Here is a 20,053-nt window from a genome sequence, read left to right as displayed (position 1 = left end):
GTGATAAAAATAAAAAGCGCGGCTACCCGAGGGTGCCGCGCTGTTGTCGCCAGCTACGTGCAATGTCGACTACATATTCGGATAGTTCGGCCCGCCGCCGCCTTCCGGCGTCACCCACACGATATTTTGCGTCGGGTCCTTGATGTCGCAGGTCTTGCAGTGCACGCAGTTTTGCGCATTGATCTGCAGGCGTTCGGCGCCGTCGTCGTTCTTCACGAACTCGTACACGCCGGCGGGACAGTAACGCGCTTCCGGACCGGCATACGTGGCCAGGTTGACGTCGACGGGCACGCTGGCGTTCTTCAACGTCAGGTGGATGGGCTGGTCTTCCGCGTGGTTCGTGTTCGAGATGAAGACGGACGACATCTTGTCGAAGGTCAGCTTGCCATCCGGTTTCGGGTACACGATCTTTTTCGACTGGGCCGCCGGTTTCAGGCATTCGTGGTCGCCATGCGTGTGGTGCAGGGTCCAGGGCGCCTTGCCGCGGAAGAGGATCTGGTCGATGCCCGTCATCAGGCTGCCCAGGTACAAGCCCTTCGACAGCCAGGGCTTGACGTTGCGCGCCACGTGCAGCTCTTCATGCAGCCATGACTGTTCAAAAGCAACAGGGTAGCTGGCCAGTTCGTCGTGCTGGCGCTGTTCGCCCAGCGCGCCGAAGGCCGCGTCCGCCGCCAGCATGCCGCTCTTGATGGCTGCGTGGCTGCCCTTGATGCGGCTCATGTTCAGGAAGCCCGCATCGCAGCCGATCAGCGCGCCGCCGGCGAACACCAGCTTTGGCAGCGATTGCAGGCCGCCGGCCGTGATCGCGCGCGCGCCGTACGAGATGCGCTTGCCGCCTTCGAAGAATTTGCGGATTTCAGGATGCGTTTTATAGCGCTGGAATTCCTCGTACGGCGACAGATACGGGTTTTCGTAGGCCAGGCCCACCACATAACCGACCATGACCTGGTTGTTTTCCAGGTGGTACAGGAAGGAGCCGCCATAGGTCTTCGCGTCCAGCGGCCAGCCGGTCGAGTGGATCACCAGACCCGGCTGATGCAGGGCAGGGTCGATTTCCCACAATTCCTTGATGCCGATGCCGTACGACTGTGGGTCTTTGCCGGCGTTCAAGTCATACTTGGCCATCAGCTGCTTGCCCAGGTGACCGCGCGCGCCTTCGGCGAACAGGGTGTACTTGGCGTGCAATTCCATGCCCAGCTGGAAGTCGGGACCCGGTTCACCGTCGCGCTTGACACCCATGTTGCCAGTCGCCACGCCCTTGACGGAACCGTCGTCGTTGTAAAGGATTTCCGCGGCAGGGAAGCCCGGGAAGATTTCCACGCCCAGGTTTTCCGCCTGCTGGCCCATCCAGCGCACCACATTGCCCAGCGAGACGATGTAGTTGCCATGGTTTTCAAAGCAGGCTGGCACGGCGAAGTTCGGTGTCTTGTACGCTTTGGTTTCCGTCAGGAACAGGATGCGGTCTTCCGTCACTGCCGTGTTCAGGGGCGCGCCCAGTTCTTTCCAGTTTGGGATCAGTTCGGTCAGCGCTTTCGGGTCCATGATGGCGCCGGACAGAATATGCGCGCCCAGTTCGCCGCCTTTTTCCAGCACGCAGACGGACACTTCCTGGCTCTTTTCAGCCGCCAGCTGCTTCAGGCGGATTGCCGCCGCCAAGCCTGCGGGGCCACCGCCGACGATCACCACGTCATACTCCATGGTGTCGCGCGGTCCGTACTGTTCAACTAAGTTATTAGGCTGTGTCATGGTCTCGATTGTTAGTCACTAAATGGGTGGGTGAGGAATCTTCGGATAAATTTAAGCACGAGTGTGCTTGTTTTTGACGAGGATTGCAACTTTGGCGCCATTTTGCGTGACATTGCCCCTCGCCGCAATCTAAATCCAGCCATTTTGTGTAATGATGGCGTTTACCTTTGCTCAAGTGCGACGCAGGGTATTTGGCCCCTGTGCCAGTAGCACGGCGTAAAGTGTTGTCTAAAATAAAACAGGAGTAGCTCGTGGGTATAGAAGTCAATTTCGAGGGCAAGATTGCCCTGATTACCGGCGCATCGAGCGGCCTCGGCGCGCGTTTTGCGAAAGTACTGGCCCAGGCTGGTGCACAGGTCGTGCTGGCCTCGCGCCGCACCGAACGCCTGAAGGAATTGCGCGCCGAAATCGAAGCCGATGGCGGCGCAGCGCACGTGGTGTCGCTCGACGTGACCGACTTCGCCAGCATCAAGTCGGCCATCGCGCATGCGGAAACGGAAGCGGGTCCCATCGATATCCTCGTCAACAATTCCGGTGTCTCCACCACGCAACGCCTGGTCGACGTCACGCCCGAAGATTACTCGTTCGTGATGGACACCAACCTGCGCGGTTCCTTCTTCGTGGCCCAGCAGACGGCCAAGCGCATGATCGCGCGCGCCAAGGGCGACCCGAAAAAACAGCACCGCATCATCAATATCGCTTCGATGGCGGGTTTGCAAGTGCTGCCGCAGATCGGCGTGTATTGCATGAGCAAGGCCGGCATGGTGCACATGACGCGCGCCATGGCAGTGGAGTGGGGCAAGTACGGCATCAATACCAACGCCATCTGCCCCGGCTACATCTCGACCGAGATCAACGAAGATTATTTCGCCACCGAGCAGGGCAAGAAGCTGATCGAAATGCTGCCGAACAAGCGCCCGGGCAAGCCGGAAGACCTCGACGGCCTGCTGCTCTTGCTGGCGGGCGAGGATTCGCACTTCATCAATGGCGCGATTATCTCCGCCGATGGCGGCATGAGCACGTTCTGACGATGTTTCATGGGCGGCATCGCTGTCAATGCCGCCCATGAGTCTGGCTTTTTTATTTAATCCGTCGAGACGGTGAAGAATTCCGCTTCTGGAAAACTTACGCGTGCCTTGGCCTCGATAATGGCCTGTACCGCCGAGTAAGTCGAGCCGCATACCAGTAATGTGCCGTGCGGCGGCGTGTGTGCGGATGGCCCGCCGGCTTCGCGCCGGACGGGAATGCCCAGGTAATCCGCGCCCGGATAGCGGGTATCGAGGATGCCCTTGATCCGGTGGCGCTCGTCCCCCAGTTTATGCAGCGCTTCGGCCATGAAGGCGGACAGTCCCCAGCACCAGATTTCCTGGCCTTTAGGCGCGGACAATATTTTCTGACGCAGTCGGTCCGAAATGACATCGAAGTGGCCGTTGTAGTTCAACACGGCATTGCTTAACTGTGGGCGGGGAGTGCACAGCACGCGAATGGCCGGCATGCGCGGCGCGCCCTGGGTCTCGAATGCGATGACGCGGAAACCCGCTTTGTGCACCATGTGCAGCAGGGAGCGCTCGGTAAAATAGTGGTAGTGTTCCAGGCAATTCAATGAGAATTTGAGGGTGCTGGCTGGATGTGCCGTGCCAAAATCGGGAACTTCGATATAGACCAGGCTGTTGCTGAAGCGGTGCAGTTCCTGCAGTAGTGCGCCGGGATCGTTCAGGTGCTCGATGACGTGCGATAGCAGGAACAGGTTCTTGTCGTGCAGTTGTTCTTCCAGTTGCTGCGCAATCCTGCCACCATCAACATTCAAATCCATTTTCACGAAATCGAGCGCGGGGAAGGCGACGCGGTCGACAAAGTCCATGACGGTCGCGCGCGGCCGACCGAGCGCCTGCCTGGCCTGCTCAGCCAGTTCGCCGGGGCCGCCGCCAAATTCGACAATCGTGCCATTGACTTGCGTCAGATCGGCTGCATTTTGTATGAAGGCAAAGCGTACGTCTCCGGCCGAGTGATCGGTTGGAATGGCAACATTCGAGTTGTATAGCACCTCGGCTGGAATGCTGTGTGTTAGCTGGCCATGCCCGCAATCCTGGCACAGGTATTGTGCCAGCTCGGTGGCGGGATGCAGCAGGCTGGCGTGCATCGCACAGGAGGCATTCGTGACCGGCTGCATCGGGCCATGGCAAATCGGACAGGCGTGCGCGCTATTGAGTGTCATATTGTCAACTTTAAATGGGGTATTGGGGGAGAATGGCGATGCGGCCAAGTGAGGCGTCATTGTCCCGTACGCAGGGTTTCGGCACGCTCCTTTTCATACTTGATAATTTTCAGGACGCGCGAATTGACGAAATAGCGGATGTAGTTCACGGGCGAATAGAAGATGTCCGTCTGCCATTGGCCGCACAGCAGCTCCTTGCCGGTCGGATCATCGGCAGCCTGCACGATGGTATCGGCCAGGATGCGGTCGATGCCGGAGACATTCGGGCCGGATTCGTGCCACAGGGAACTGTGCATGACGACAAAGTCGCCTGGCTGTAATTCGGGCGTAACCGTGGGCCACTGCATGTCGAATTTCGTCGGATTGATTTCGCCGGCATCGCCGAGAAAACCGAGTTGATGCGAGCCGACATGGAATGTCATGCCGCCATTGTCGCGATTCGCATTGCTGAGCGGCACGAACAGGCTGCATTTGTTGAGGTTGCCCACATGGTAGCAACTGTCCTGATGCAAGAACACTTTGCCCGTGCTGAAGCGGTCCTTGATGACAAAACGATGGTTATACAGTGCGATATGCTCACCCAGTACTTGCCGCATGGTATCCACGAAAACAGGGTGCCGGTACATGGTCGCCAGAGGCGGAGGCAACTGTTCTGATAGTGCAACAGGGTTTGCCTGGTTGATATCGCGACTTTCCTTGAGCTGTGTTGCCTGGAATTCAAGCCAGCTTGCTTGCCATTGCTCAATCGCATCTGCAGGGATCGCATTGCGCATGATAAATACGCCTGCCTTGCGGAAGATATCCGGGTTGAAGACTGGTCCAGACAGTTGATCGAGGATGGCGGTCGTGGGAGCGGAAATTTTTTTCATTGGAACGACTTGAATAGGCAAGCCGGAGAGGCAGGGTTTGCTGACTCTTCATCATAACTTGTATTTTTCCTGCGGGCAACGTTTGATGCTCGTTTGGAGCCGGGTCTTAGCGCCGCAGCTGCAAGCCCACCAGCTTGTGCACCAGCTCGGACGACGTGGATGCGGCAAACTTGCGCATCAGCTTGGCGCGGTGCATTTCCACCGTGCGGGGGCTGAGGTCGATCTGGCGGGCGATGACCTTGCTGGTCTTGCCTTCCACCAGCAGCGCGGCGATTTCGCGCTCGCGCGGGGTCAGCTCCGCCGTCACGGGACGTTTCTCGCTGACATCCTCGAACGTCCAGATGCCGGCCCCCAGTGGCTGGCCCGGCAGCATGGCGTGGCCCGTCACATGGCACCAGAACAATTCTCCATTGCTGCGGCGCATGATGCGCTCGTCCGAATAGCGGCCTTTGGCGTTCATGATGGGGATGATGCGGTCACCCGTGCGCAGGAATTCGTCGTGCGTGGGGTAGAGTACTTCGAAGGACTGGTCGTCGAGCTGGGCGCGCGCATAGCCGAACATGGCCGCCAGCGCCTCGTTGCAGCTGCGCATGATGCGGTTTTCCGACATGCACATGCCCACGGGCGCGTGCAGGAAGATGCTTTCATAATCGATGGCTGACGCGGCGTTCATCTGATACGTATCACTCTCACAGGGGGATGGCTGGGGCACGGCGCCGGTAGTTCTACGGTATTGTACTTTCCACTCGCGTATTTTATGCTGAGTCGCTGCCTGATTGATGGACTCAATCATGGACTCAAGACCAAAGCTTAACAAAAGATAGAGGGACACTCATGAATAAAGTTTATCCTGACGCCGCCTCGGCGCTGGCCGGTATCGTCCAAGATGGCCAGACCATCGCCGTTGGGGGCTTTGGCCTGTGCGGCATTCCCGAAGCCTTGATCGCTGCCTTGCGCGATTCGGGCGTGACGGGCCTGACGGCCATTTCCAACAACGCGGGCGTGGACGGCTTTGGCCTGGGCCAGCTCTTGACCACGCGCCAGATCAAGAAAATGATCGCTTCCTATGTGGGCGAAAACAAGGAATTCGCGCGCCAGTACCTGGCCGGCGAACTGGAACTGGAATTCACACCGCAAGGCACCTTGGCCGAGAAACTGCGCGCCGGCGGCGCCGGCATTCCCGCCTTCTTTACCAAGACGGGCGTGGGCACCATCGTTGCCGACGGCAAGGAACTGCGCGAGTTCGACGGCGAACAATATGTGATGGAACGCAGCCTGGTGGCCGATGTGTCGCTGGTGAAAGCCTACATGGCCGACCGCGCCGGCAATTTGGTTTACCGCAAGACGGCGCGCAATTTCAATCCGAACGTGGCCATGGCGGGCAAGATTACCATCGTCGAAGTGGAAAAACTGGTCGAAGTGGGCGAGATCGACCCGGACCATGTGCATACACCGAGCATCTTCGTGCACCGCATCGTGGTCAACGCGAACCCGGAAAAACGCATCGAGCAGCGCACCGTGCGCACTGAAGCATAAAAAAGAATACGGAGATCAATATGGCTTGGACACGTGATGAAATGGCCGCGCGCGCGGCGAAAGAGCTGCAGGATGGCTTTCATGTGAACCTGGGCATCGGCTTGCCGACCCTGGTGGCGAACTATGTGCCGGAAAATATCGAAGTATTCCTGCAGTCGGAAAACGGCTTGCTGGGCATCGGCCCGTTTCCTACCGATGCTGAAGTCGATGCTGACCTGATCAACGCTGGCAAGCAGACGGTGACGGCCTTGCCCGGTGCTGCTTACTTCAGCTCGGCTGACTCCTTTGGCATGATCCGTGGCGGCAAGATCAACCTGGCCATCCTGGGCGCCATGCAAGTGTCGGAAAAGGGCGACCTGGCAAACTGGATGATTCCAGGCAAGATGGTCAAAGGCATGGGCGGCGCAATGGACCTGGTCGCTGGCGTCAAGCGCGTCGTCGTGCTGATGGAGCACGTGGCCACGGCCAAGGATGGCACGACGTCGCACAAGTTGCTCAAGCAGTGCGACCTGCCGCTGACGGGCGTGGGTGTGGTCGATGTCATCATCAGCGACCTGGGCGTCATCGACGTGACGGAAAACGGCCTGAAGCTGGTGGAACTGGCGCCGGGCGTGACCAAGGAGCAGGTGCAGGCGGCCACGGGCGCGGAACTGGACGTTTCCGCCGTATAAACGGGATGTAAGTGGCTCGTCGTAGTGAAGCAGGGCGGACAGTGATGTCCGCCCTTTTTTTATGCGTCCGCCTTGCCGCGCAAGCCGTCCAGGCTGTACGCGCCGGCGCCCGCTGCCGCGAAGTACAGGAAGGTGAAGCAGTACATCACGGCCAGTTCGCCGCCGTTCAGAATGGGCAGGAAGCCGGCAGGTGCATGCGCCATGAAGTAGGCTGCCGCCATCTGGCCGGACAGGATGAAGGCGACGGGACGCGTGAACAGGCCCACCAGCAGCAAGCTGCCGCCCACCAGTTCGATCACGCCGGCTGCGCCCATCACGGACAACAGTTGCAGGCCGTCGAACATGGCCACATGCGGTGCGCCGAACAGTTTTGCGGTACCGTGCTGCAGGAAGAGGAAGCCGAGGATGATGCGCAGCAGGCCCAGCAGGCGTGGGCTCCAGGTGGCGTAGAAGGCGGGCGTAAGGGACATGACGTACTCCATTCAAAAAGGTGGATGGTTCTGTGTCAGGCTTGTATTAACGCAATGTCATTATGCGCGAGCCTGGCGGCGAACAGGTGACAGCACTGTAATGGTTTTTGATTCATTGATCATTATGGTAAATATTGATGCATGATTTACTGTTGGTTGATGATGCGATCAAACTTGGGCGCATGAAAAAAGCCCCGCAGATTGCTCTGCGGGGCTTTTCAATGGAGAGGTCAGCTTACTTGACGATATTCACGGCCGGTGCAACGTAGGCGTCGTCGGTCGGGTGGGTGGGATGGGCCAGCTCGCTGTGCAGCTTGTCCATGTCCAGTTCTTTTTCCCATTTCGACACGACGATGGTGGCCACGCCGTTGCCGACGAAGTTGGTCAGCGCGCGGCATTCGCTCATGAAACGGTCGATGCCCAGGATCAGCGCCATGCCGGCCACGGGAATCGTCGGCACCACGGCCAGGGTGGCGGCCAGGGTGATGAAGCCGGCGCCGGTGATGCCGGACGCGCCTTTCGAGGTCAGCATCGCCACACCCAGGATGGTCAGTTCCTGCCAGATGGTCAGTTCCGTGTTGGTCGCTTGCGCCACGAACAGGGCGGCCATGGTCATGTAGATGTTGGTGCCGTCCAGGTTGAACGAGTAGCCGGTAGGCACGACCAGGCCGACCACCGGTTTCGAACAGCCCAGGCGCTCGAGTTTCTTCATCAGCGCCGGCAGGGCCGATTCCGACGAGCTGGTACCCAGCACGATCAGCAGTTCTTCCTTGATGTACAACAAGAAGCGGCCGATGGAAAAGCCCGTGTACCTGGCGATCAGGCCCAGCACGACGAAGACGAACAGGAAGCAGGTCAGGTAGAACGAACCCATCAATTTAGCCAGCGGGATCAGCGAAGCCAGGCCGTATTTGCCGATGGTGAAGGCCATCGCGCCGAACGCACCGATGGGGGCGACTTTCATGATGATGTTGACCATGCCGAAGATGGCATGCGACAGTTCGTCGATCAGCTTGGTGACCGGACGGCCGCGCTCGCCCAGCAGGGACAGCGAGAAGCCGAACAGGATGGCGATCAAGAGCACTTGCAGGATGTCGCCCTTGGCGAAGGCGTCGACGAAAGTCTTCGGGATGATGTTCATCAGGAAGTCGACGGTCGTCAAGCCTTCGGCGTGCGTGTATTGGGCGATCGACTTGGCGTCCAGGTGGGCAGGATCGGCGTTGAAGCCGGCGCCCGGTTTGAGGATATTGGCAACCAGCAAACCGATGGCCAGCGCGAAGGTGGAGACCACTTCAAAGTACAGCAGCGCCTTGCCGCCTACGCGGCCGATCTTCTTGACGTCCTGCATGCCGGCAATGCCGGAGACCACGGTACAGAAGATCACCGGGGCGATGATCATCTTGATCAGTTTGATAAAGCCGTCACCCAGCGGTTTCATGTCGACGGCGTTCGATGGGTAGAACACCCCCAGCAGCACGCCAGCCACGATGGCGAACAGGACCTGTACATACAGGATTTTATAGAATGGTTTTTTCACGAGTGGTCTCCTCTTGCGGGTTGATGCTGCGATCATCCGCCCATTGCCGGGCCGGCTCAATTGTGGATAACCGCAGATATGCATTTTCGCTATATCGGGTATTGCCCTTTGGCTGGTGTGTTGCGGTGCAGCATTTCAGGCGTGCGCTTGGAGCATTGCGCGCGCTGCGCTACACTGCCGTAGCGTCGCGCGCGAGGCAACCGGCAAATCGCCGGTTTCTTTGTTTTTTACTACCAAATAACGACGCCGGACAAAACCGTAGCGAGCGGAAGGGAGTTGTGGCCGAGAAGCGCAACCGTGCTGAAGTACGGTGAGCATCGCAGGCCGCAAACACCGACGCGCAGTAGGTTTTCTCCGGTGTTAAAGGAATCGCATGATCGAAGCCAGCATCAAGTCAGTGCAATGCATCTCTCCCGCAGGCTTGCATACCATGTCATACAAGGAGTGGGGCGCGTCCGACAATCCGAACGTGCTCGTCTGCGCCCATGGCGTGACGCGCGTGGCGGACGACTTCGACAATCTGGCGCGCGCCATGGCCAGCGATTACCGCGTCATCTGCCCCGACGTGGTGGGGCGCGGGCGCTCGGGCTGGCTGGCCAATCCGCAGTTCTACCGCGTGCCGCAATATGTGAGCGACATGGTGACTTTGCTGGCGCGCGTGCTGGCCAATGGCGAGCGCCAGACGGTGGACTGGTTCGGCACTTCGATGGGTGGCTTGATCGGCCTGGGCCTGGCATCGTTGCCGAACAGCCCGATCAGCAAGCTGGTGCTGAATGATATCGGCCCGACCCTGGCGCCGGAAGCCTTGCAGCGCATCGGTGACTACATCGGGCAGGACTTGCGTTTCGAGACGTTCGAGCAGGGCGCCAAGTTTGTGCGTGATGTGTCCGCCAGCTTCGGCCCGCATACGGACGCGGAATGGCATAAACTGGCCGTCGATGTGTTACGCCAGGATAAAGATGGCCATTGGCGCCGTCACTATGACATGGGACTGGCCATGCCGTTCCGCTCGGCCACGCCGGAATCGGCGGCCAGCGACGAAGCCATGCTGTGGGCCGCGTATGATGCCGTTCGCTGCCCCACCTTGCTGGTGCGCGGTTCGGAATCCGACCTGCTGTCGCACGCTACGGCGCAAAGTATGCTGGGCCGCGGCCCGAAGGCGCAACTGGTGGAAATCGCCGGTGTGGGCCATGCGCCCACTTTCGTGCACGACGACCAGATCGCCATCGCGCGCAAGTTTCTGCTGGGTAAGTAAGTAGTGATAAGCAATAACGCTGTACAGATTTTGAAACAACTGAAAGAAGAAGCATGGAAATTACACGACTGCACGTAGGCAAACGCCTTTCCGAAGTAGCCATACACAACAACACCATCTACCTGGCTGGCCAGATTGCCGAAGACACGACGCAAGACATCGTCGGCCAGACGCGCGAAGTGCTCGGTCACGTCGATCGCCTGCTGATGGAAGCGGGCAGTGACAAGACTTGCATCCTGTCGTGCCAGATTTACATCGCCGACATGAAAGACTTCCCCGGCATGAATGAAGTGTGGGATGACTGGGTCGCATCCGGCCACACGCCGCCGCGCGCCACCGTGGAGGCGAAGCTGGCCAATCCGGCATGCCTGGTTGAAATCGTCATCATCGCTGCAGAGCGTTAAGTTGGTTAGTTTTTAAGTTTAAAGGCATTACATGGTTTCCATCTCGGCCCCGAATAGCGTCACATCGGAACAACTGGTAGAGGGCTTGAGTGCGCCGGACAGCGCGCGCGTGCTGGACGCGCTCGCGTATGCCACCGAAGCGTATGGCGACAAGCAAACCTTTGCCGGCCGCGCTGCGCTGGACTTCGCCATCGGCGTGGCCACCACCCTGGCTTTCCTGCGCAGCGATGCGGAAACGCGCATTGCCGGACTGATGTTCGAGCTGACCTTGCTGGACCCGGATACGGCGGCCGATATCGAACCGCGCTTCGGCAAGCAGGTGTGCGACCTGGCGACAGGCGTGCGCCAGTTGATCCGCCTGCGCGCGCTGACCCAGGCACAGCACGGCAGCGCTGCCGGTCGCGGCAAGAATGCGGCCCAGCAAGCCGTGGCCCAGGTGGAAACCTTGCGCAAGATGCTGTTGGCGATGGCGTCCGACATGCGCGTCGTGCTGGTGCGCCTGGCCGCTTGCGTGACGACCTTGCGCTATTTCGCCGAATTAAAGCTGTTCAATGAAATGACGCGCGAATATGGCAAGGAAACGCTGGACCTGTACGCGCCGCTGGCCAACCGCCTCGGTATCTGGCAACTGAAGTGGGAACTGGAAGATTTGTCGTTCCGCTTCATCGAGCCGGAAGCGTATAAACGCATCGCCAAGATGCTGGAAGAAAAGCGCATGATGCGCGAGGGCTTTGTTTCCTCGGCGATTCTGCGCCTGCAGACGGAACTGGCGTCGGCCGGCATCCAGGCGGAAGTGTTTGGCCGCCCGAAACACATTTACAGCATCTGGAACAAGATGCGCGGCAAGGAGCTTGACTTCACGGCCCTGTACGATGTGCGCGCGTTCCGCGTCATCGTCGCCGATGTGAAAACCTGCTACACGGTGCTGGGCGTGGTGCACAATATCTGGACGCCCATCCCGAAAGAATTCGACGATTACATTTCGCGGCCGAAACCGAACGGTTACCAGTCGCTGCACACGGTGGTGACGGCCGAGGATGGCCGCCCGCTGGAAGTGCAAATCCGCACGAATGAAATGCACAGCTTTGCCGAATACGGCGTGGCTGCGCACTGGCGCTACAAGGAAGAGGGCGGCTCGAACTTTGCCGGCCAGAAGTACGACGAAAAGATCGCCTGGCTGCGCCAGCTGCTGGCCTGGAAGACGGAAGTGGCCGATGCTGTCGTGGGCCAGGAAGAAATCCAGCGCGAATGGGTGGAAAAGCTCAAGTCCGCCACGCTGGACGACCGCATCTTCGTCATGACGCCGCAGGCGCGGGTGCTGGAATTGCCCGTCGGCGCCACGCCCGTCGATTTTGCGTATCACCTGCACACGGACGTGGGCCACCGCTGCCGCGGCGCCAAGGTCGACGGCATCATGGTGCCCCTGAATACCCAGCTGAAAAACGGCCAGACCTGCGAAATCATCACGGCCAAGGGCGCGCCTGGTACGGCCGGGCCATCGCGCGACTGGCTGGGCGCCGGCTATGCCGTCAGCACGCGCACGCGCTCGAAGATCCGCGCCTGGTTCCATGCCATCGACATGCAGGAGACCCTGGCCCACGGCCGCGCGCTGGTGGAGAAATCCTTGCAGCGCGAAGGCAAGACGGCCGTCAATCTGGAAGCGCTGGCGCAAAAGCTGGGCTTTGCGAAGGTCGACGAACTATTCCTGTCGGTCGGCAAGGATGAATTCAGCCTGCGCCACGTGGAGCAGGCGCTGCACGACAATGGCGAAGTGGTGGTGCCGGAAGACGCCGTGCTGGTCGGCAAGAGCCGCGCTTCCAGCGTGGAGCAGGGCGCCAAGTCCGGCGTGCTGGTGGTGGGCACGGAAGGCTTGATGACGGTGCTGGCCAAGTGCTGCAAACCGGCGCCGCCGGACAGCATCGTCGGCTTCGTCACACGCGGCAAGGGCGTGTCGATTCACCGCGCCACCTGCAAGAATTTCGAGGAAATGCGCGCCAAGGCGCCCGAACGCGTGATCTTCACGGAGTGGGGCAGCACGGGCGTGCACGACACGGTATATCCGGTCGACGTCTTCATTCTCGCCGGCGACCGCCAGGGCTTGCTGCGCGACATCTCCGAAATCTTTTCGCGCGAAAAGATCAACGTCATCGGCGTCAACACCCAAAGCGCCAAGGGCCAGGCCCGCATGACGTTTACTGCCGAGATCAGCTCGACGGCGCAGTTGTTGAAGGCGCTGAATGTGATTAAGGATGTGAGTGGCGTGCTGGAGGCGCGGCGTAGTTAGTTTTGTTGAACCCCAAGAGCAGAGGCTGGGGTCAGACCCCGGTATTTGCCGTTGGGTTCAATTAGTGCGTCTTGTCACCCTGATGCATCCCCGCCATCGCCGCCGTCTCCGGCTGCAAGGTAATATGGTCGATGCCATGCTTGGCCAACAGCATCTTCTTGATCGCGCGCAAGACCTTCGGCCAATAATCGAGGTGCTCGATTTCCACGTGGCCGATCAGGGCCGGCTGGCCCGGCGACATATCCCACACATGCAGATCGTGTACGGCAACCACGCCGTCCACCTGTTCCACGTCCGTGCCCACTTCGATGTAGTCGATGTGCATGGGCACGCCTTCCATCAGGAAGTGATAGGACTCGCGCAGAACGCCGAACGTCGACTTTAAAATCAGCAGGGACACCAGCACCGACAGCAGCGGGTCGACCTGCATCCAGCCCGTAAAGTAAATCACGGCGCCGGCGATGATGGCGGCGACCGAACCGAGCAAATCGCCCATCACATGCACGAGGGCGGCGCGCGTGTTGACGCTTTGCTTGTCTTTTGATAATACCCACGCCACCACCACGTTGATCGCCAGGCCGATGAAGGCGACGATGAAGACCATGCCCCCCTTGACGGGTTGCGGGGCGGAAAAGCGCAGCACGGCTTCATAGCAGATCCAGCCCACCACGCACAGCATGGCCAGGCCGTTGACGAAGGCGGCCAGCGCCTCGGCGCGGCCAAAGCCAAACGAGTGGCGTGGCGAAGGAGGGCGGCGCGCGATGAGCTGCGCCAGCAGGGCCAGGCCTAGCGCGGCCGCGTCCGTGACCATGTGGCCCGCGTCGGAAATCAGGGCCAGCGAATTGGACAGGAAGCCGGCCGCCACCTCGATGCCGGCAAACGACAGGGTCAGTCCCAGCGCCCACGCGAGGATGCTCTGGCTGCGCCCCTCGAACGAGTGGGTGTGCTGGGCGTCGCCCTTCAGATGGGCGTGCAAATGGGTGGCGTCGTGTTCGGTGTGCGTCGGCTGCATGGAATGCTTTGCGGAATGAGGTTGCCGTCAGTGTAATTGAAAAGCAACAAGACAGTCGGCACGACAAAAAACCTGCAGGACCGTAGGCGCTGCAGGTTTTTGATGGAACAGACAACTTTACTGCGCCGCCGTCTCGCCAAACTTGCCTTCGCGGAAATCCTGCACGGCCTGGAACACTTCTGCCTGGGTATTCATGACAAACGGGCCATACTGTGCGATCGGCTCGTTCAAGGGCTGGCCGGCGACGAGAATCACGCGGCCGCCTTGCGGCGCTTCGATGCGCACGCCGTCGCTGCCCGGCGTGTTGGCGAAGATGGCCATGCGCAGGGCGGGCACGGCTTTGCCGTCCACCTGCACTTCGCCACGGAAGGTGTAGAGGAAAGCGTTATGGCCTTGCGGCAATGGCTGTTCGAAGCTGCTGCCGGCCGGCAAGTCGATGTCCAGGTACAGCGGTTCCGTCAGCTCGCGCTGCACGGCGCCTGTCACGCCATGACTGTCGCCGGCGATCACTTGCACGGCCACGCCAGCATCTGTCGTGTAGCGGGGGATTTCGCTGCTGGTGAAATCGCGGTACCACGGCGTGCGCATCTTGTCGCGCGCGGGCAGGTTCAGCCACAGCTGAAAACCTTCCATCACGCCTTCTTCCTGTTCCGGCATTTCCGAGTGGATCACGCCGCTGCCGGCCGTCATCCATTGCACGCCGCCCGAGCTCAGCAAGCCTTCGTGGCCCGCGCTGTCCTTGTGGCGCATGCGCCCCGTGATCATGTACGAGACGGTTTCAAAACCCCGGTGCGGATGCTCGGGAAAGCCGGCGATATAGTCGTTCGGCTTGTCGCTGGCGAAATTGTCGAGCATCAAAAACGGGTCGAGACGGCGCTGCAATTGCTGCGTCAGCACGCGGTTGATCTTCACGCCGGCGCCATCCATGACGGCCTGGCCCGCGATCACGCGCTCGACGGCGCGTGGCTTGTTGACGGTGGTGATGTCGCTCATTGTCCTCTCCAGTTCGGAAGAACGGCGCTCGTGCGCCGCCCCGGTTTGATACCCATCAATTTGTGCTTATACCAGGATCGCGTTGATCTCGGCATCGGCTTGCGCCTGCGCCTTGGCCACGGCTTCCGGACCCATGCCCATGCCTTCCGAATACACGTATTGCACGTCGGTCAGGCCCAGGAAGCCGAACATGGTGTTCAGGTAAGGCACCTGGCTATCGTTGGCGCTGTCGCGGTGCAAGCCGCCGCGGGACAGGCCCACATAGACTTTCTTGCCGGTCAGCAGGCCAACGGGGCCGGTTTCCGTGTACTTGAAGGTGACGTTGGCGCGGGCAATCGCGTCGAACCAGCTTTTCAGTTGCACGGTGATGCCGAAGTTGTACATCGGCGCGCCGATGACGATCACATCCGCTGCTTGTACTTGCGCAATCAGCGCGTCGTCCAGGGCGATGCGGGCCGCTTGTTCCGCCGTGCGCTTGTCCGCCGGCGTGAACAGTGCTTGCAGCGTCGGCTCGTCGAGTACAGGGTGTGGTTGGGCAGCCAGGTCGCGGCGCGCCAGGGTGGCTTCAGGGTTGGCGGCTTGTACGCGGGCAACGATGGCGTCAGCCAGGCGGGTCGAGGCGGAACCGGTGCTGCGGGCGCTGGAATTGATTTGCAGGATGTTCATCTTGTTTCTCCGTGTGAGGTGTCGTGCGATGGATGAACTATAGCAATTCCAAAAACCATCCGGAAGGCGTTAAAATGGATAACATTAATCCACTGATGGAACAATTGAGTTTACAGGTAACTATATGGATATCGATCCTGGAGATTTGCTGCTGTTTGCGCGCGTCGTCGAATGCGGCAGCTTCAGTCGCGCCGCCGTCCGCGTGGACTTGCCCAAGTCGACCCTGTCGCGGCGCATCTCGCAGCTGGAAGCCAGGCTGGGCGAACGGCTGCTGTTGCGCACCACGCGCAAGCTGGCGCTGACAGAGTTTGGCGCCAGCCTGCTCGAGCATGCGCGCAAGGTCGTTGAGGAAACGGAAGCGGCCGGTGCCCTGGCCCAGCATCGTCAGGCGGGTCCCAGCGGCTTGCTGCGCATTTCCATGCCGGCCGACTTTGGCGATGCGCTGATGCGCCAGGTGCTGGCCGAATTCGTGCGCCGCTATCCGGCCATTTCGCTGGAACTGGACTTGTCGGCGCGGCGCGTGGATTTGCTGGAAGAAAATTTTGACCTGGCCATCCGCATGGGCAACTTGCCCGATGATGCCAGCTTGTCCGCGCGCCGCGTGGCGTTTAGCAGTCTGTCCCTGTATGCCTCGCCGCAATACACGAGCGTGCACGGCTTGCCCGAGCATCCCGACGATTTATATGGCCATGATTTGCTCAGCTTGCCCCGCGCCGTGCATGGCCTCGTGCACTGGACTTTGATCCGCGGCAAGACGACGTGGGAGCGCGACTTGCCCGTGCGCCTGCTGGCGAACTCGCCGGAATTGCTGGTGCGCATGGCCTGCACGGGCGTGGGCATCGCGGCCAGCACGGACCGTTTCGCCAAGGCCTATGTGGCGACGGGGGAATTGGTGCGCGTGCTGCCGGAGTGGAGTTTTCCGCTGGTCACGGGCTGGGCCGTGTTTCCCGGGCGGCGTTTGATGCCGGCCAAGACGCGCGCATTCCTGGACTTGATGGAGGAAATGTATCAAACGGACGCGCCCGTGTAAGCGCGCGTCCCGTTGGCTTACTGGGGCACGTTGCCCATGACTTCGCCCAGTTGCACGGGGCCGGCCGGTTGCCACTTGGCGTTGAAGTCCACGGTGCTTTTCGGGAACAGCATGACGACGGTGGAACCGAGCAGGAAGCGGCCCAGCTCTTCGCCCTGTTTCAGCACGACATTGTCGTTGGCATAGCTCCAGTCGCGCACCTGGCCCGTGCGGGGCGGGTTGACGACGCCGTGCCAGACGGTGGCCATGCTGCCGACGATGGTGGCGCCCACCAGGGTCATGACGAAGGGACCGTTGGCCGTGTCGAACACGCAGACGACGCGCTCGTTGCGGGCGAACAGGCCGGGAATGCCGCGCGCCGTCGTCGGGTTGACGGAGAACAATTCACCTGGAACATAAATCATGCGCGTCAGGCGGCCGTCGCACGGCATGTGGATGCGGTGGTAGTCGCGCGGGCTCAGGTACAGGTTGGCGAAGCTGCCGTGTTCGAATTGGGCCGCCAGCGCCGCATCGCCGCCCACCAGGGCCGTGGTGCTGAAGTTGTGCCCCTTGGCCTGGAAGATCTGGTCCTTGTCGATGCTGCCGAACTGGCTGATGCGGCCATCGACGGGGCAGACGTAGTCGGCCTTGGCCAGCGGGCGCGCGTCCGGGCGCAGCGCGCGCGTGAAAAAGTCGTTGAAGCTGGCGTAGTGCGTAATGTCCGGGTCCAGCGCCTCATCCATGTTGACGTTATAGCGGCCGACGAACCAGCGGATCAAACGCGTGGTCATGGCGCCGCCTTTGGCGCCGGCGATCCGGCCGGCAAAATTGGTCAACGCTCCCTTGGGCAGCAGATATTGAGGCAAAACGGCAAGACGGTCAGACACGATGGGAAGCCTTTGACGGGGTGATGGGAACAATGCTGAAAACGCATTATAGCGGCGATGTGGCGCGCAATGATATGTACCGTATGCAAGGGGGCGTATCGCAGTCTGTCACCGAATTTAATTTGCCATAGGAATTATTTTCAGGAAACTGTGCCATAAGAGCAAAATTGTCGCAGAATACGGCTGCCTGTTTTTTAGCTTTTAGCCATTTTTATTCAGCCAACTTTTTTCAGCCAGGTCATGATGCCACGCCGTTGCCTCCGCCTTACCGTCCTTTGTTCCACCGTTTTACTTGCCTGGAATGCCCAGGCCCAGCAATCCGAAACGCCCGCTACTGAAGCTGCCGCCGCCGCGCCGCTGAAGGCCGAAAAGCCCATGCAAATGGTCGAAGTCAAGGGCAGCGGCTATGATCCGCGCCGTGACGATACGGCCAGCAAGATGGTCGTGGGCAGCGAGGAAATCCTCAAGTATGGCGACACGAATGTCACCGACGTGCTCAAGCGCTTGCCCGGCATTACCGTGTCCGGCGCGGCGGGGCGCTCGGGTGGCGAAATCCGCATGCGCGGGCTCGGCAGCGGCTACACGCAGATCCTGCTCAACGGCGAGCGGGCGCCGGCCGGTTTTTCGCTCGACACCCTGTCGCCCGACGTGATCGAACGCATCGAGATTTTGCATGCGGCCAGCGCCGAGTACAGCACGCAGTCGATCGCCGGCACCATCAACGTGGTGCTGAAAAAGGCCGTCAAGACAGCGCAGCGCGAACTCAAGCTGGGCGTGCAGGGCAGCGACGTGAGCTTTTCGCCCAGCGTCAACGTGCAACTATCCGACCGCGAAGGCAATTTTTCGTACTCGATGGCCGGTTCGCTGTTCCGCTATGACTATCATTATGACAATCCCGGACTGGAACTGGGCTACGCGCCCGATGGTCGGCAAAACCTGCTGCGCCGCACGAATGGCACCGGTGATGGCCGCCCGGAAGGCATCAATCTGTCGCCCCGCCTGAACTGGGCGCTGGCCAACGGCGACAATCTGACGGCGCAATTGTTCTTCAACGGCGGGCGCTCGAACCACCGCAATATCAGCCGCGCGGAAACAGAACAGGGCTTGCGCCCCGACTACGACACGAACACGGGCAGCTCCAGCAACCACAATGCCTTCGGCCGCAGCGACCTGACGTGGATGCACAAGCTGGCCGGCGGCGCCAGGCTGGAGCTGAAAATCGGCGCCTCGGCCGCCCGCAATACGTCCGACAGCCTGCAGCAGGGCTTTATCGACGGCAGCGGCCTGGCGCTGGAGCGGCAGGTGGGCGTGAAGGCAACGGAAAACGGCGTCAGTTCCACCGGTAAGTATTCCACGCCCTTGCTGCCGGGCCATGCCCTGTCCATGGGTTGGGATGGTGCCTACACGCAGCGCGAGGAAACGCGCCGCCAGCGCGAAGCGGCCCTGGGCGGGCGTCCGCCCCTCAACAGCGACGAAGGATTCGACGCCACCATCCAGCGCCTGGCCCTGTACGTGCAGGATGAATGGGAAATTACGCCGCGCTGGTCCATGTATGCAGGCGTGCGCTGGGAAGGCATCGATACGCGCAGCGCAGGCGATACCTATGAGGAAGTGAATCAGCGCACCAGCGTGTGGAGCCCGCTGCTGCAAACCCTGTGGAAGTTGCCTGATACCAAGGGCGACCAGGTGCGCCTGGCCCTGACACGCACCTACAAGGCGCAGCCCACGTCCAGCCTGATTCCGCGCCGCAATACCTCGACCAACAATAGCCAGACGGATCCTGACCGCGAAGGCAATCCATATCTGAAACCGGAGCTGGCGCTGGGCATCGATGCCTCGTACGAGCATTATTGGGCCGAAGGCGCCTTGCTCAGCGCACGCGCCTCGGCCCGCCGCATCGACGGCTATACGCGCCAGGGCTTGTTGTTCATCAATGACCGCTGGGTATCGACGCCCGTCAACGATGGCCGCGCGAATACGCAGACATTGGAACTGGAAGCGAAGTTCCCCTTGCGCGCCGTGCTGGCCGCGCCCGTGCCCGCGCTCGACGTGCGCGCCAGCATCAGCCGCAACTGGTCGCAGGTGGAGCAGGTGCCGGGGCCGGACAACCGGCTCGACCAGCAAACCCCCGTCAGCGGCAACGTTGGCCTCGACTACAAGACGCCGGACGGCGTGCTGACCATGGGTGGGAGCTTCAACTTCCGCAATGGCGGTCCCGTGCGCATCACCGAACGCCAGAGCGCGTACACGTCGCCACGGCGCGACCTCGACATTTATGCGCTGTGGAAATTCGATGCGAAGAATCAGCTGCGCCTGGCCGTGTCGAACTTGCTGGCGCAAGATTTTGAAAGCGACACCATCTATACCGACTCCAGCGGCACGATAGTGCGCAACAGCAATTCGCCGAGTTCGCCGCAGGCGCGCGCGACCCTGGAAATGAAGTTCTGATCGTGACGTTCTCGTACTGAAATCCCCGGCCGGCATCCCCGCTGGCCTATA

Annotated in this window: 18 protein-coding genes; 8 read left to right on the top strand and 10 right to left on the bottom strand. The window is 60.6% G+C overall.

The window, feature by feature from the left end:
• Nucleotides 1–69: 69 nt before the first annotated feature.
• Nucleotides 70–1,746 carry an electron transfer flavoprotein-ubiquinone oxidoreductase gene (locus ACQ4WN_RS14850; RefSeq protein ID WP_436552238.1) on the bottom strand — a complete coding sequence of 559 codons (1,677 nt, stop codon included), beginning with the start codon at nt 1,744–1,746 and terminating at the stop codon, nt 70–72.
• A 251-nt stretch (nt 1,747–1,997) separates the two neighbouring features.
• Here ACQ4WN_RS14850 and ACQ4WN_RS14845 point away from each other — a divergent pair, with 251 nt between their 5' ends.
• Nucleotides 1,998–2,774 carry an SDR family oxidoreductase gene (locus tag ACQ4WN_RS14845; RefSeq protein WP_034752351.1) on the top strand — a complete coding sequence of 259 codons (777 nt, stop codon included), beginning with the start codon at nt 1,998–2,000 and terminating at the stop codon, nt 2,772–2,774.
• Between the two features lie 56 nt (nt 2,775–2,830).
• Here ACQ4WN_RS14845 and ACQ4WN_RS14840 read toward each other — a convergent pair whose 3' ends face one another.
• From ACQ4WN_RS14840 to ACQ4WN_RS14830, 3 genes are all read right to left on the bottom strand, one after another.
• On the bottom strand, nt 2,831–3,961 hold the full coding sequence (locus ACQ4WN_RS14840; RefSeq protein WP_436552237.1) for a class I SAM-dependent methyltransferase: 1,131 nt from the start codon (nt 3,959–3,961) through the stop codon (nt 2,831–2,833).
• 56 nt (nt 3,962–4,017) lie between these two features.
• A complete protein-coding gene (locus tag ACQ4WN_RS14835) occupies nt 4,018–4,830 on the bottom strand; it encodes a phytanoyl-CoA dioxygenase family protein (protein ID WP_436552236.1) in 813 nt (270 codons plus the stop codon).
• A gap of 106 nt (nt 4,831–4,936) precedes the next feature.
• Nucleotides 4,937–5,503, bottom strand: a complete 567-nt coding sequence (locus ACQ4WN_RS14830; protein WP_436552235.1) for a LuxR C-terminal-related transcriptional regulator — start codon at nt 5,501–5,503, stop codon at nt 4,937–4,939.
• A 161-nt stretch (nt 5,504–5,664) separates the two neighbouring features.
• Between ACQ4WN_RS14830 and ACQ4WN_RS14825 the strand changes: the two genes are divergently transcribed.
• Both ACQ4WN_RS14825 and ACQ4WN_RS14820 read left to right on the top strand, forming a co-directional pair.
• Complete coding sequence (locus ACQ4WN_RS14825) at nt 5,665–6,366, top strand: CoA transferase subunit A (protein WP_436552234.1); 702 nt, start codon at nt 5,665–5,667, stop codon at nt 6,364–6,366.
• A gap of 20 nt (nt 6,367–6,386) precedes the next feature.
• Entirely contained in the window at nt 6,387–7,037 is a 651-nt protein-coding gene (locus ACQ4WN_RS14820) for a CoA transferase subunit B (protein ID WP_436552233.1), read from the top strand.
• Between the two features lie 59 nt (nt 7,038–7,096).
• On the opposite strand, the gene ACQ4WN_RS14815 is transcribed toward ACQ4WN_RS14820, so the two are convergent.
• Both ACQ4WN_RS14815 and ACQ4WN_RS14810 read right to left on the bottom strand, forming a co-directional pair.
• On the bottom strand, nt 7,097–7,507 hold the full coding sequence (locus tag ACQ4WN_RS14815) for a DoxX family protein (protein ID WP_436552232.1): 411 nt from the start codon (nt 7,505–7,507) through the stop codon (nt 7,097–7,099).
• A 235-nt stretch (nt 7,508–7,742) separates the two neighbouring features.
• Complete coding sequence (locus ACQ4WN_RS14810) at nt 7,743–9,080, bottom strand: dicarboxylate/amino acid:cation symporter (protein ID WP_436552231.1); 1,338 nt, start codon at nt 9,078–9,080, stop codon at nt 7,743–7,745.
• A gap of 337 nt (nt 9,081–9,417) precedes the next feature.
• Here ACQ4WN_RS14810 and ACQ4WN_RS14805 point away from each other — a divergent pair, with 337 nt between their 5' ends.
• The 3 genes from ACQ4WN_RS14805 to ACQ4WN_RS14795 are packed head-to-tail and all read left to right on the top strand — an operon-like array spanning nt 9,418 to nt 12,987.
• A complete protein-coding gene (locus ACQ4WN_RS14805; protein WP_436552230.1) occupies nt 9,418–10,299 on the top strand; it encodes an alpha/beta fold hydrolase in 882 nt (293 codons plus the stop codon).
• Between the two features lie 53 nt (nt 10,300–10,352).
• Nucleotides 10,353–10,703, top strand: a complete 351-nt coding sequence (locus tag ACQ4WN_RS14800) for a RidA family protein (protein ID WP_101480849.1) — start codon at nt 10,353–10,355, stop codon at nt 10,701–10,703.
• A gap of 31 nt (nt 10,704–10,734) precedes the next feature.
• On the top strand, nt 10,735–12,987 hold the full coding sequence (locus ACQ4WN_RS14795) for a RelA/SpoT family protein (protein ID WP_436552229.1): 2,253 nt from the start codon (nt 10,735–10,737) through the stop codon (nt 12,985–12,987).
• 61 nt (nt 12,988–13,048) lie between these two features.
• Here ACQ4WN_RS14795 and ACQ4WN_RS14790 read toward each other — a convergent pair whose 3' ends face one another.
• The 3 genes from ACQ4WN_RS14790 to ACQ4WN_RS14780 all read right to left on the bottom strand — a co-directional run bounded on the left by ACQ4WN_RS14790 (nt 13,049) and on the right by ACQ4WN_RS14780 (nt 15,658).
• The gene (locus ACQ4WN_RS14790; protein WP_436552228.1) at nt 13,049–13,999 is read right to left on the bottom strand and encodes a cation diffusion facilitator family transporter; all 951 of its coding nucleotides are present in this window, start codon (nt 13,997–13,999) and stop codon (nt 13,049–13,051) included.
• A 117-nt stretch (nt 14,000–14,116) separates the two neighbouring features.
• Nucleotides 14,117–14,992, bottom strand: coding sequence for a pirin family protein (locus ACQ4WN_RS14785; protein ID WP_436552227.1), 876 nt, complete (start codon nt 14,990–14,992; stop codon nt 14,117–14,119).
• A gap of 66 nt (nt 14,993–15,058) precedes the next feature.
• A complete protein-coding gene (locus ACQ4WN_RS14780; RefSeq protein ID WP_436552226.1) occupies nt 15,059–15,658 on the bottom strand; it encodes an FMN-dependent NADH-azoreductase in 600 nt (199 codons plus the stop codon).
• Between the two features lie 124 nt (nt 15,659–15,782).
• On the opposite strand from ACQ4WN_RS14780, the gene ACQ4WN_RS14775 reads away from it, so the two are divergent.
• Nucleotides 15,783–16,688: a LysR family transcriptional regulator gene (locus ACQ4WN_RS14775; RefSeq protein WP_436552225.1), complete on the top strand. Its 906-nt coding sequence runs from the start codon at nt 15,783–15,785 to the stop codon at nt 16,686–16,688.
• A 17-nt stretch (nt 16,689–16,705) separates the two neighbouring features.
• Here the strand turns inward: ACQ4WN_RS14775 and asd are convergent, their stop codons facing one another.
• Nucleotides 16,706–17,554 carry an archaetidylserine decarboxylase gene (gene asd, locus ACQ4WN_RS14770; protein ID WP_436552224.1) on the bottom strand — a complete coding sequence of 283 codons (849 nt, stop codon included), beginning with the start codon at nt 17,552–17,554 and terminating at the stop codon, nt 16,706–16,708.
• Between the two features lie 375 nt (nt 17,555–17,929).
• Here asd and ACQ4WN_RS14765 point away from each other — a divergent pair, with 375 nt between their 5' ends.
• A complete protein-coding gene (locus ACQ4WN_RS14765) occupies nt 17,930–20,002 on the top strand; it encodes a TonB-dependent receptor plug domain-containing protein (RefSeq protein WP_436552223.1) in 2,073 nt (690 codons plus the stop codon).
• Nucleotides 20,003–20,053: the final 51 nt, after the last annotated feature.

The organism is Janthinobacterium pasteuri (assembly GCF_051380775.1).
In the GTDB taxonomy this organism is placed as follows: Bacteria; Pseudomonadota; Gammaproteobacteria; order Burkholderiales; family Burkholderiaceae_D; genus Janthinobacterium.
The sequence above is the reverse complement of the archived record's forward strand: the minus strand, read 5'-3'. Positions and strand labels throughout refer to the sequence as shown.